The following is a 12,351-nucleotide window of genomic DNA, read 5'->3' as shown; positions in this document are numbered from 1 at the left end:
CCCTCCTGCCTCCCGTACGGGCCCGCGCCGCCTACCCCCCCCGTACAGGTCCTGCTCCCGTACGCCCTGCGCCCGCATCACCGCCCGCGGCCACCGCCCTCCGTGCCGCACCCGTCCGGGTACGCCGCCCGTGCCGTTCCCCGTCCTTTGGGGAGATCCCGGCGGACCGTGGATGAATTGCCTGAGAACTCTTGACACCTGGTCAATACACCCGCATTCTTTCGCCAGAAAAAGCAACGGCGTTGCGTTTTCCGCACCGATCGGGCCGGTTCCGAGACCCGCCGGTGGGCGTACGACATGCACAGAACGAAGGAGGCGGGCCCATGGCGGACCACGGCGGCGACACCCCTCAGGCCGGCTCCCCACCCCAGGCGCCCGGCGTCCTGCAGACCGTGGACCGTGCCCTGGTGGTCCTGCTCACCTTCACCGAGCAGCGCCCCGAGTGGGGCGTCAGCGAACTCTCACGCCATCACGGCTGGGACAAGGCTGTCGTCCAGCGCCTGCTCACCACCCTGGCCGCCCGCGGTTTCCTGCTCTGTGACTCCACCACCCGCCGCTACCGCCCGGGCCCGGCGCTCTCCCGGCTCGCCCGGGTGAGCGAGTACAGCGGGGTGCTCCCCTCGCTGGCCCGGCCCGTACTCGCACGGATGCTGCGCGAGACGGGCGAGAGCGTCGTCCTGAACGTCCCGCACGGTGCCGGCTACCGCTGCGCGGCCGCGGTCGACGGTACCGGGCCGGTCCGCTACACCGCGATCATCGGCGCGGTCATGCCCGGACACGCCGGAGCCTCCGGGCACGCGATCTTCGCGCACCACCCCGAACGCGAGATCCGCCAGATGTTCGGCCCCACCGGCCTCGCCCGGTTCAACGACCGCACCATCACCGACCTGGACGCCCTGTTCACCTGCTACGCCCGGGTCCGTGCCGACGGGCACTGCGTCAGCTACGGGGAATACGACGAGGCCGTCACCGCGGTCTCCGCCCCGGTCCTCCAGGGAGGCGCCGTCGCCGCCTCCCTCACCGTCATCGGCCCCTCCCACCGGGTGGACCGGGCCGTCGGCACACTCGTACCGCTGGTACGCGCCGGAGCCGCGGAGGTCACCGCGGCACTCGGCGGCTGAACCGGCCCCAACCGCATACCGCTCGATCCCGCGGCGCACGGCGCCGCCGGTGCGCCCCGCCATGCCCGCGCGCGCCGACCGGGGGACAGCGTCTCCCCAGTCCTGCTCACCGAAGGGGGTGCCCCGTGGCGCACCAAGCCTCCGCCCCGCACCGCGAACCACCACCGTCCGGCTCCCGTCCCGACGACACGGGCTCCCACCCGCGCGTGTTCGAACCCGTGCTGCTGGTCATCCTGGTGGTGCTCGCCGCCGTCGGCGCCGTCATCGGTATCGACCTGGTCTCCAAGCTGGGCATCTCCGCCAACACCTCGGTCGTCGGCGCGCTCGTCGCGATGCTGATCGGCCGCATCCCGCTCGGCTTCCTGCGCCGGATGCGGTCCGTGCACCGGCAGAACCTCGCCCAGAGCGCGATCTCGGCGGCCACCTTCGCATCGGCGAACGCCCTGCTGACCTCCGTGGCCATCCCCTACGTCTTCGGGCGCCAGGACCTGGTCTGGCCGATGCTCGCCGGATCGTTCGCCGGCCTGCTTGTGGACGCCTGGGTGCTCTACCGCGCCTTCGGCTCCCGGCTGCTGCCCGCCGACGCCGCCTGGCCGCCCGGAACCGCCGCGGCCGAGACCATCAAGGCCGGTGACAAGGGAGGGCGCCGCGCCCTCGTCCTCGCCGGCGGAACCGCCGTCGGTCTGGCCGGAACCCTCTTCAGCCTGCCGCTCTCCGCCGCGGGGGTCGCCTTCCTCGGCAACGTCTGGGCACTGATGATGTTCGGCGTCGGCCTGATGCTGCGCCAGTACAGCCCGGACCTCTTCGGCACCGATCTCGGCTCCGGGTTCATCCCGCACGGCGTGATGGTCGGCGCGGGCATCGTCGCCCTCGGACAGGCCGTCCACATGCTGATGGGCCGTCGCGCACGCACACGCAACAAGCCTCCCCGGGAGCCGGCGAGCACCCTCGCCGTGCCCGAGCCCGACCCGACCACCGCGTACACCGTCGACGAGCGGGGGCTGCGGCTCGCCCTGATCCGCGGCTACGCGCTGTTCACCGCCGGCGCCGTCCTCCTCGCGGTCCTCGGCGGTCTGATCGGCGACATGAGCCCGCTCGGCATCGTCGGCTGGGTCCTCTTCGCGGCCTTCGCCGCCCTGGTCCACGAGCTGATCGTCGGCCTCGCGGCCATGCAGTCCGGCTGGTTCCCGTCGTTCGCGGTCACCCTGATCTTCCTCGTCCTCGGCCTCGCCATGGGCATCCCCTCGGTGCCGCTGGCCCTGCTGATCGGATACGTCTCCGCCACCGGCCCCGCCTTCGCCGACATGGGCTACGACCTCAAGGCGGGCTGGCTGCTGCGACGCGACCACCGCCCCTGGGACCCCTACGAGCGCGAAGGCCGCCGCCAGCAGTTCCTGGCCGCCCTGATCGGCTTCGGCGTCGCCCTGGCCGTCGTGGCCGTCGCCTGGCGCTCCTACTTCGGCCAGGGACTCATCCCGCCCGTCGCCAAGGTGTACGCCGACACCATCAAGAGCGGCCTCAGCGACCCCGACGCCGTACGCACCATGCTGCTCTGGGCCGTTCCCGGCGCCGCGATCCAGCTGATCGGCGGCACCCGCCGGCAGATGGGCGTGATGCTGGCCACCGGCCTCCTCATCCTCACCCCCCAGGCCTGCTGGCTGGTGCTCGGCGCGCTCGCCGTCCGCATCGGCTACCGCAAGCTGCGCGGCCCCGCCGCCGACGAGGAACTCAACCTCATCGGCGCCGGAGTGATCGCGGGCAGCTCGCTCGGCGACTCCGCCCAGATCCTCAAGACCTGAGCCCGCCCCACAGACCATCCCCGCACCACCCGCACCACCCGCAAGGCAAGGAGAACCCCCACCGTGGACATGTACAGCAGGCTCGAACCGCGTCCGGAGTACCTCAGCTTCGAACTGGCCCTGGCCGCACGCAAGCTGGTCGAGGAGGTCATGCTCGTCAAGCGCGGGGAGCACGTCGTCCTCACCGGTGACACCAGCAGCGACCGCCGGGTGGTGGAGGCCACCGCACAGGCCGTCGCCGCGGCCGGCGCCCACCCCGTCATCGTCTGGTACGAGACGATGCCCGGCGCCTCGATGGAGCCGCCCCGCCCCGTGGCCGGCGCGATAGCCGACGCCGACGTGTGGATCGAGTTCGCCGTCTCCTACGTCATGCACTCCGACGCCTTCCGCGCCGCCATGGCCAACGGCTGCCGCTACACCAACCTCACCGCCATGGACGTCCAGATGCTGGTCGCCACCGTCGGACGCCCCGACTTCCAGGGCGTCATCCGCCTCGGCAAGGCCCTCGTCGCGCTCCTGGAGGCCGCCGACGAGGTACGCATCACCTCCGCCAACGGCACCGACCTCGTCGGCCGCAACGGCGACCGGCCGATCAACCTGCGCGGCAAGCCCGCGGAGAAGCCCGGCGAAACGGTCATGCTGTCCGGCCAGATCTCCTGGAACCCCCTGGAGGAGACCCAGGACGGCGTCCTCGTCTTCGACGGAGCCCTGTGGCCGCCGGACGAGATCGGCCTGCTGCGCTCCCCGGTCCGCTGCACCGTCGAGAAGGGCGTCGTCACCAAGATCGAGGGCGGCGCCGACGCCGACACCTTCCGCCGCTGGATGGAGTCCTTCGACGACCCGAACATGTTCCGGATCGCCCACTGGTCGCTGGGCTTCAACCCGGGCGTACTCGCCCCGACCGGCCGCATCGTCGAGGACGAGCGGGTCTTCGGATGCGTCGAACTCGGCATCGGCACGAAGGGCGCGTGGATCGGCGGCGAACCGTGGGTCGCCGCGGCCCACACCGACGGCAGCGTGCTCGGCCCGTCCATCTACCTGGACGGCGTCGCGATCGAGGAGAACGGGCGCTACGTCCACCCCGAACTCGTCGAGATCTGCCGGGAACTGGGCGTCGCCGGCTACTGAGCGGCCGGGCGCGGGCAGGCCGGACCGCCGGCCCGCCCGCGCCGTTCGCCCCGGTCCTTCCCCGATCCGTTCGCCCCGGTCCTTCCCCGACCGTTTGTTCCGCCCTTTCCCCGACCGTTCGCCCCGGTCCTTCCCCGACTGTTCGTCCCGGCCCCCCGGCCCCCCGGCCCCCCGTCCCCGCGCGGTGACGGGCACCCCGTGACGCGACAAGGAGCGCCATGTCCACACCCCCGCTCGTCTCCTACCGCCACGGCGGCCTGGTCTGCACCGACCACACCCTCGACGTGCCCCTCGACCACCGCACACCCGGTTCCGGGACCCTCGGCCTCTTCGCCCGCGAGGTCGTCGCCGAAGGCCGCGAGCACGAGGACCTGCCCCGGCTGCTCTGGCTCCAGGGCGGCCCCGGCGGCCGCGCGGAACGCCCGAACGCGGCGGGGGCCTGGCTCCGGCGCGCACTCGAAGGCCACCGGGTCGTCCTCATGGACCAGCGCGGCACCGGGCGTTCGGCGCCCGTGGACCGGCGCACCCTCGCCCGCTTCGGCTCCGACCACGCGGCGGCGGCCGGCCACCTCGGCCACTTCCGCGCCGACTCCATCGTCCGGGACGCCGAACTGCTGCGCCGCCACCTCCAGGGGGACCGGCCCTGGAGCGTCCTCGGGCAGAGCTTCGGCGGTTTCGCCACCCTCACCTACCTCAGCCTCGCCCCCGAAGGGCTCAGCCAGGCGTACATCACCGGTGGTCTGCCGACCCTGACCGGCCACGCCGACGACGTGTACCGCGCCGCCTACGCCCGTACCCTCGCCCACAACGAGCGCTACTTCGCGCGCTACCCGGGGGACCAGGCGCTCGCCGCCGCCGTCGCCGCCCACCTGGACGCCCACGACGTGCGCATGCCCACCGGGGAGCGGCTCACGGTGCGGCGGTTCCAGACGCTCGGCATCACCTTCGGCACCTCGGCGAAGTTCGACTCGCTCCACTACCTGCTGGAGACCGCCTTCACCGACGGAGCGGCCGGCCCGGAACTCACCGACACCTTCCTGCGGGGCGTGGAGGCCACGGTCTCCTTCGCCGAACGCCCCCTCTACGCGGCGCTCCACGAACCCATCTACGCCCAGGGCGCCCGCGCCACCGACTGGTCCGCCCACCGGATCCGGGAGGAGTTCCCCGCCTTCGACGCGGCACCGGGCACACCCCTGCGCTTCACCGGGGAGATGGTCTACCCCTGGCAGTTCGAGGAGGATCCGGCGCTCGTCCCGCTGCGTGGGGCCGCCGGGATCCTGGCCGCCCGCACCGACTGGCCCGCCCTCTACGACCTGGACCGGCTGGCCGCCAACGAGGTCCCCGTGGTCGCCGCGGTCTACCACGACGACATGTACGTCGACCGGGAGCACTCCCTCGCCACCGCCGACGCCGTCCGCGGGCTGCGCACCTGGGTGTCCCGGGACCACGCCCACGACGGCGTACGCGCCGACGGAGCCGTCCTCGACCGGCTGCTGGCCATGGCCCGGGGCGACATCTGACCCCAAGACACCCGGCCTTCCCCGTCGACACCGGACGGACGGAGCGGGGGTGGGAACCGGCGGTCCGGCGCCCCGGTGGCACCGGGCGGTGCGACGGCCCGGACCGGGCCCGGCGCCACTGGCGGTAAGGTCACCGACCGGCACCGGCGTGCGTCCACCCCGCACGCCGGTGCGCACGCGTGTCCGGTCCGGAACCGCGTGTGTCCGTTCCGGAACCGGAGGAACCCCGCATGACCCAGCAGATGGCGGCACTGGAACGAGTCGCCGGATACGAGCGGCGGTTCAACGCCCTGTTCGAGGAGTACTTCGACAGGCTGGGCACCACCCTCGACACGCCGGCGTCCAGCAGGTTCACACCGGACTGCCTGCGGCTGCTGCGGGAGTTGTCCCTGCGCGGGGGCAAACGGATGCGGGTGGCCCTGCTCCACGAGGCGGCCCGCCTGGTGACGGACCGCCCCGTGGCCGGACTGGACGCCGCCGCGCTCAGTGTCGAACTGCTGCAGACCCACGGCCTGGTGCACGACGACCTCATCGACGACAGCCCCACGCGCCGGGGCGGACCCTCCACGTACTACGCCTACCGCGCGCAGTTCCCGGACCACCCGGGGGCCGCCCTCGGACTCACCGTCCTCGCGGGCGACCTCGCGTTCGCCCTGTCCCTGCGGGTGCTGCACGACGCGGACCTGCCCGCCGCGGTACGGCAGGAGATGGCCGAGGTGCAGACCCGGGCGGCGGCCGACACGTTCATGGGCCAGATCATCGACCTGGAACGCGACTTCGCCCCCTCCCCGGACGAGGACCTCCTGCACCGTGTGGCCGACTACAAGTCGGCCCGGTACTCCCTCCTGGCCCCCCTGTGGCTGGGGCTGCTGGCGGCGGGGGAGCGGCCGGCCGCGTACGAGGACGAACTGCGGCGCTACGCGCGACTGGTCGGGATCTGCGGACAGATGCGCGACGACTACCTCGACCTGTTCGGCGACCCCGCCGCGATGGGCAAGCCCACCGGCACCGACATCCGGGACGGCAGGCGCAGTTACACCGTCGTCGCCCTGCTGTCCGCGGTGAGCGGCACCGAGCGGGCCGTGGTGGAGGCCGCGCTCGGCGACCCGTCCGGCACCCCGGAGACACTCGCCGCGCTGCGGGACATCGCCGAGGAACGGGGAGTGGCGGCCGGACTGCGGGACGAGATGCGGCGTCACGCGGAACAAGCCTCGCGGGTGGCGGCCGGCTGGCGGCCCCGCTGGCGCGAGGAGGCGGTCTCCTTCTTCGAGCACCTGCCGCTGTGGAGCGTCGAACGGGCGGGGTGAACCCGGGCCCCGGCCGGTGCCCGCTGCCCGTCACGGCACGCGGGCGGTCCACTCCTCGGTCGCGAACTTCGTCCGCACCAGCTCCTCCGCGCGGGCCATCTCTTCCGGCGTGACCGCGCCGGTGGTCAGCCCGTAGCGGTTGCGGAAGGAGGCGATCATGTTCTCGATGACCTGCTCCCGGGCGAGACCCGTCTGCCGGCGGAGCGGGTCGACCCGCTTCTTGGCGCTCTTGGTCCCCTTGTCGGACAGCTTCTCCTTGCCGATGCGGAGCACTTCGAGCATCTTGTCGGCGTCGATGTCGTAGGACATCGTCACATGATGGAGGACGGCTCCAGGGCCGCCGTCCGGACCGACCACGCGCTTCTGGGCCGCACCGGCGATCTTGCCGGCCTCGGTGGCGATGTCGTTCAGGGGCTGGTACCAGGCCTTGATCCCCATGTCGCCGAGTGCGCCGAGAACCCAGTCGTCGAGGTAGGCGTAGCTGTCCGCGAAGGAGAGACCCGTGACCAGTGACTCCGGCACGGACAGGGAGTACGTGATCGTACTCATGGGCTCCACGAACATGGCCCCGCCACCGGAAATACGGCGGACCACGGTCATCCCGTGCTTCGCGGCCCCTTCGGGGTCCACCTCGTTCCGCAGGGACTGGAAGCTGCCGATCACCACGGAGGGCGAGGCCCACTCCCATACCCGCAGGGTCGGGGCTCGCCGCCCGGCGGCCACCTCGGCGGTGATCACCTCGTCCAGCGCCATGTGCAGGGCCGGAGCCTGCGGCTCCATGTGCACCAGCTGCCAGTCGTAGTCGCTCCACTCGGTCGCGCGGGCCAGAGCGCGCCGGACGGCGATGCCGACCCCCTCCGCTGTCAGCCCGAGCATCACGGTCGACTCCGGCAGCGCCGCCGTGATCCGGGCGGCCAGCCCCGCGGTGTCCGTCGACGCGGGTGAACCCTCAAGGGCTGCGTTGATCGAGAGGATCGCTTCGTCCGGCTCCAGGAAGAAGTCCCCGGCGACCCGCACATCGCGCAGGACACCGTCCTCGACATCCAGATCCACGACGACCAGCTTGCCGCCGGGCACCTTGTACTCGCCATGCACGGCTTCGTTTCCTTCCAGTGCGCTGTACGGGTCCTGAGCCTGCTGCTCCGGCATTCGGGCAGATGCGTACATCCTTCGGATTACACCTTAATGCTCGCCTGCGGCGAGCGGTACACGGCCCCGGACGAGCGATACGCGGCGCCGAAGCCGGACTGCGGGACATCGCCGCTGTCGGGGCGCGGCAGGGGCCACGAGGGCCGGCTGCTCCCCGGGGGGCGCACGAGACGCTCGGCCCTCGGTGTCACGGCCGGCCCGCCTGCGACGCCCCGGCCGTTCGAGTCCGGCGGGACGCGCGTCCCGGAACCCGGCCCGCCCCGTCCCCCGGGGCTCGGACCTCTGGGCTCGCCCCTCCTCCAGTCCTCACGCGCAGGGCACCCGAGTGGTGCGGATCGGGCGAATTCATCTGCCCGCCTCAGCCGTTCAGCTCGGCGTCCCGTGTGACCGCGTAGAAACCGAGCGACCTCAGCAGGGCGACGACCGGATACGGGGGCAGCAAGGGCTCCAGCACTTCCCATGCGCGGTCCAGCCTCTCCTCGGCCCGCGACAACGCGAGTTCCAGGGCCCCGCATCCAGTGATGGCGCGGACGCAGGCGTGGATCTCCGCCCGGTCCTGCGGCCGTCCGCGCACCCGCTCCCACAGCCACCGGGCGTCGGGGCCGGGCAGCAGCTCCAACGCGCACACCAGGGGGTATGTCACCCTGCCGTTGCGGATGTCCTCGCCCGGTTCCTTCCTCAACTCGCCGGCGGCGGCCCGGTGTCCCTTCAGGTCCCACACGTCGTCGGCGATCTGGTATCCGAGGCCGAGCGCCTCGAAGTAGTCGCAGAGCGCCGCCTCCTGGGCCGGGCCGGCCTTCCCGAGCGCCGCGCCGATCTCCGCCAGCGCTCGCACCGGCAGCGCCGTCTTCAGCCGGTGCACGGCCAGGACGCGCTCTCCCAGGAGGGCCGGGTCCGGCCCCGGACCGTCCGCCCAGTCGCGGGTGAGGTCGAGCCCTTGGCCCGCGTGCGCGCACCGCAGCATCGCGCACAGGATCTCGTAGGTCCGCAGCCGGTCGGCGTCGGACAGCACCAGGGCGCGCAGGACCCGGTCGAAGACGAAGTAGGCGGCCGTTCCCGCGTTGAGCGCCGTCGCCTCTCCGTACACGGTGTGCGCGGCAGGCCTGCCCCGGCGCAGCACTGCGGCGTCCTGCACGTCGTCGACCATGAGACTGCCGGTGTGCAGGAGTTCCACCGCCGCGAGCAGAGGGCGGTACGGGTCGCTGCTGACACCCAGTGCTTCCAGTACCGCGACCAGGGCGAAGGACCGCCAGCTCTTCCCGATGCCGCCGACGGTGTGACCCACCGGTGCCATCAGCGCGCGGTGCAGGCTCTCGTGGGGCAGGACCGCCAGCAGGTCCGGGGCGATCGGTCCGAGGAGCGACTCCGTCGTGGACGGGCTCGCCGCGGCCGGATAGAGGAGGGCGACCTGGGCCCGGGTCTCCGCGCCGATGGTGTCCATCAGGGGATCGATGCGGGGCAGCACCTGGGCGGGCTTGACCTCGACGAAGCCCCGCCCCGTGACCGGACGGCCCCCGGCACGGCCGGACACCTCGACGCGTCCCTCCCAGAAACCCCGGTGGACCGTGATCGTCCGTACCTCCTGCTCGGCGAAGGCCGCTGTCAGTTCGAGGTCGACACCGTGCGAGGGCGCTGTCAGCCGCCAGGCGACCGGGTACGTGTTGCAGGTGGCGAGCGAGGTCCAGCGTTCCAGGGGCTCGAACCGCCAGTCGTCGAGCGTGCCGGCGGCACCGTCCGGTGACACCAGGAGCGAGGTGCGATCGACCGTCCGCCCGGTGGCCGAACGCCGGTCGGACCTGCGCCAGGAGGAGACGGAGAGGTCCTGACCGTCGTCGAGGTGGAGACCGCACCAGTCCCACTCGGGTTCGTCGTGCGTGTATCCCCGCTCGGGGCTGATCGGGTCGAGACCCCACTCGTGGTCGTACCAGGCGCTGCCCGAGGCGATGGTGTGCGCGGCGCCGTCCACGGTGACCGTGCCCTCCGCCTCCAGACGGGTGACGCTGTAGTACCGCATGCCCTCACCGCTCTCGCCCAGTCCGGCCACGGTGCCGTCCCCGCCCTGCCACGCCGCTGGACGCACGGGGGTGAGCCGGCAGTCCAGCGCGAAGGGCCGCCCCGGATGGCGCAGGCGCAGACGGTAGCGGCCGCGGGGATCGCGGCCGAGGCTGCCCTGGGGGCCGTAGTCGACCGCGAACGGGACGGCACGCACGGCCGGTTCGCCCTCCAGCGGCAGATCCGGCAGCGGAGGGCGGTCTGCTGAGACCAGGTGCCTCAGGGCCTCCCGCAGCCGGGGCGCGTAGGCCCGGTCGTGGTGCAGCACCTTCCGGATCAGGGTGAGGTTCGCGTCGTCGACGCAGCTGAGCGGGGTGTAGCGGCGCGTCCGCGGCTCGCTCCAGGCCGCCGCCAGAGTGTGCGAGTACGAGACTCCTCCCTCGTCATCCCTCTCTCCGATGCGGAAGAAAGCCGCGAAGACGGAGAGGGGTTCACCTGCGCCGGTGACGAGGTGCAGATTGACGTACCACCACTCCATGCCCGCGTCGTCGTGGGCCGCGTCCGGGTCGGCGCCACCGTCGGACAGCGCCGCGAGGTGGAGGGGCACCCCGCCCTTCGGCGCTCGTACGGGCGGGGCGGGCATGTCCGGTGCTGTCTGGTTCCGCACGGAGCCTCCTCGAAGCACGGCGGTGCGTTCCCGCCCGACGCGAAGTCCTGGACGGGTGGGACGGTCCGTTCCTTCCTACCTGCCCGGCGCCGCCTGTCACAGCGAACCGGTACAGAGCCATCCGAGAGGATGAAGGACACGACGTGACGGGCCGCCCCGGCAACCACCCGTCCCCGCCCGGTGGGAGCGGCGGTCAGGCCGCCGGTACCGGAACGACCGGCAGCCCGGTCAGCCCGTTGAGGATGAACGAGGGAAGCCGGTCCGGCGTCCGCTCCGGTGAGGCGAGGGCCAGGCGCGGCAGCCGGGTGAAGAGCGTGCGCAGTGCCACCTCGGCCTCCAGGCGCGCGAGATGGGCGCCCAGGCAGAAGTGCGGTCCGTGCCCGAACGCGAGATGCGTCTTGTCCGCGCGTGAGGGATCGAAGTCGTCGGGGCCCTTCGGGTGCCGATCCGGGTCCCGTCCGGCGGCCGCGAAGGCCACGGCGATCGCGTCGCCCTGTCTGACGAGCACCCCCTCGCCCAGGTCGATGTCCTCGACGGCATACCTCAACGGCAGGTACATGATGGGCCCCTGGAGCCGCAGGGTCTCCTCCACCACGTCCGCCCAGCGCAGTTCACCCTTCCGGATCCGCGTGACGACGTCCGGTCCGGTCAGCAGGGCGTGCGCCGCGCTGGTGATGAGGTGGACCGTCGTCTCGTATCCCGCGCCTATCATCAGGAAAAGGGTCCCTTTGAGGGTCTCCTCGGTGAAGACGGAGCCGTCCTCCGCGGGATTCATGAGGAGGTCGCTGGTGAGGTCGGCTCCGGGGTGCGCCCGCTTGTGGGAGACCAGTTCGTCCAGGCGCGCGTCGATCTCCGCGTGAACGGCAAGGGCCTGTTCGGGCGAGGCCGCGGTGTCGGCGGCCCGGTCGATGGCCGCGCCCAGGGGCCCCCGCAGGTGCTCGGGCACCCCGAACAGCTCGCAGATCACCGTCATGGTGAGCGGCAGTGCGTAGGTGGCGCGTAGATCGGTCGCTTCTCCTGGACCGAGCGCCGCCCACGCGTTCGTGAGCCGTTCCGCCACCGCTTCGATGCCCGGACGCATGGCCGAGACGCGTCGGGGGGAGAACGAGGGCGCGACCAGACCGCGCAGCATGCGGTGTTCGGCTCCGTAGGTGTTCAGGAAGTTCTGCTGGAAGGTGACCGCGGCCAGCGGCCAGCCGTCGGGCACCTCGCTCCGCCCGGGCCAGTGCCGCGCGAAGTCGCGGGAGACGCGGGGGTCGGAGGTCAGCGCCCTGATGACGTCGTACCGGGTCACCGCCCACGCCGTGACGCCACCGGGCAGCAGGACCCGCACGGCGGGCGCCTCGGACCGCAACGCCGCCGCGTCCGCGTGGAGGGAGCGCCCCGAGACGTCCAGCACCGGGCATCGGGAAACAGGTTCGTGCGCCATGGCACTCCTCGGTCGGGTCTGCTCGGTCCCCGGCCGGGCGCGGCCGCGGGACGAGCGACAACGGTTCCGTCGTGGTGACCGGCGCTCCGGCCGGTTCACGGCTGCCTCGTTCCTGTGATGCCCGGCCGGACGGAAGGGAAACGGGGACGGCGAAGCACGGCCGGCGGCCCTCCGCGCGGGAGGCGGGAGTGAGAAGCGGACGGTGTCCACGGCGCGTCCGCAGGTACGGCGGCCCCTGT

Annotated in this window: 8 protein-coding genes; 5 read left to right on the top strand and 3 right to left on the bottom strand. The window is 72.5% G+C overall.

What is annotated here, in order from left to right:
* Positions 1-323 precede the first annotated feature (323 nt).
* The 5 genes from CP967_RS04285 (at position 324) to CP967_RS04265 (ending at position 6,875) form a co-directional block, all read left to right on the top strand.
* The gene (locus CP967_RS04285; protein ID WP_150486646.1) at positions 324-1,121 is read left to right on the top strand and encodes an IclR family transcriptional regulator; all 798 of its coding nucleotides are present in this window, start codon (positions 324-326) and stop codon (positions 1,119-1,121) included.
* Positions 1,122-1,339: 218 nt separating this feature from the next.
* A complete protein-coding gene (locus CP967_RS04280) occupies positions 1,340-2,920 on the top strand; it encodes an OPT/YSL family transporter (RefSeq protein ID WP_150491695.1) in 1,581 nt (526 codons plus the stop codon).
* Between the two features lie 69 nt (positions 2,921-2,989).
* Positions 2,990-4,048, top strand: coding sequence for a 2,5-dihydroxypyridine 5,6-dioxygenase NicX family protein (locus CP967_RS04275; protein WP_229888387.1), 1,059 nt, complete (start codon positions 2,990-2,992; stop codon positions 4,046-4,048).
* Positions 4,049-4,266: 218 nt separating this feature from the next.
* Entirely contained in the window at positions 4,267-5,568 is a 1,302-nt protein-coding gene (locus tag CP967_RS04270; protein ID WP_150486644.1) for an alpha/beta fold hydrolase, read from the top strand.
* A gap of 230 nt (positions 5,569-5,798) precedes the next feature.
* A complete protein-coding gene (locus tag CP967_RS04265; RefSeq protein ID WP_150486643.1) occupies positions 5,799-6,875 on the top strand; it encodes a polyprenyl synthetase family protein in 1,077 nt (358 codons plus the stop codon).
* Between the two features lie 30 nt (positions 6,876-6,905).
* Here CP967_RS04265 and lplAB read toward each other — a convergent pair whose 3' ends face one another.
* The 3 genes from lplAB to CP967_RS04250 form a co-directional block, all read right to left on the bottom strand.
* Positions 6,906-7,970, bottom strand: coding sequence for a lipoate-protein ligase LplAB (gene lplAB / locus CP967_RS04260; RefSeq protein WP_150486642.1), 1,065 nt, complete (start codon positions 7,968-7,970; stop codon positions 6,906-6,908).
* A gap of 412 nt (positions 7,971-8,382) precedes the next feature.
* Positions 8,383-10,683: a polyprenyl synthetase family protein gene (locus CP967_RS04255; RefSeq protein ID WP_150486641.1), complete on the bottom strand. Its 2,301-nt coding sequence runs from the start codon at positions 10,681-10,683 to the stop codon at positions 8,383-8,385.
* Between the two features lie 193 nt (positions 10,684-10,876).
* On the bottom strand, positions 10,877-12,112 hold the full coding sequence (locus CP967_RS04250) for a cytochrome P450 family protein (protein WP_150486640.1): 1,236 nt from the start codon (positions 12,110-12,112) through the stop codon (positions 10,877-10,879).
* Positions 12,113-12,351 lie beyond the last annotated feature (239 nt).

The organism is Streptomyces nitrosporeus (assembly GCF_008704555.1).
Taxonomy (GTDB): domain Bacteria; phylum Actinomycetota; class Actinomycetes; order Streptomycetales; family Streptomycetaceae; genus Streptomyces; species Streptomyces nitrosporeus.
Note: the sequence above shows the minus strand (reverse complement) of the source record. Positions and strands in the feature narration are given on the sequence as shown.

Excerpts from the sequence above, each read along its gene's own strand:
- CP967_RS04265 (WP_150486643.1), top strand. The coding sequence starts at position 5,799 with ATGACCCAGCAGATGGCGGCACTGGAACGAGTCGCCGGATACGAGCGG.
- CP967_RS04270 (WP_150486644.1), top strand. The coding sequence starts at position 4,267 with ATGTCCACACCCCCGCTCGTCTCCTACCGCCACGGCGGCCTGGTCTGC.
- CP967_RS04250 (WP_150486640.1), bottom strand. The coding sequence starts at position 12,112 with ATGGCGCACGAACCTGTTTCCCGATGCCCGGTGCTGGACGTCTCGGGG.
- CP967_RS04285 (WP_150486646.1), top strand. The coding sequence starts at position 324 with ATGGCGGACCACGGCGGCGACACCCCTCAGGCCGGCTCCCCACCCCAG.
- CP967_RS04275 (WP_229888387.1), top strand. The coding sequence starts at position 2,990 with ATGTACAGCAGGCTCGAACCGCGTCCGGAGTACCTCAGCTTCGAACTG.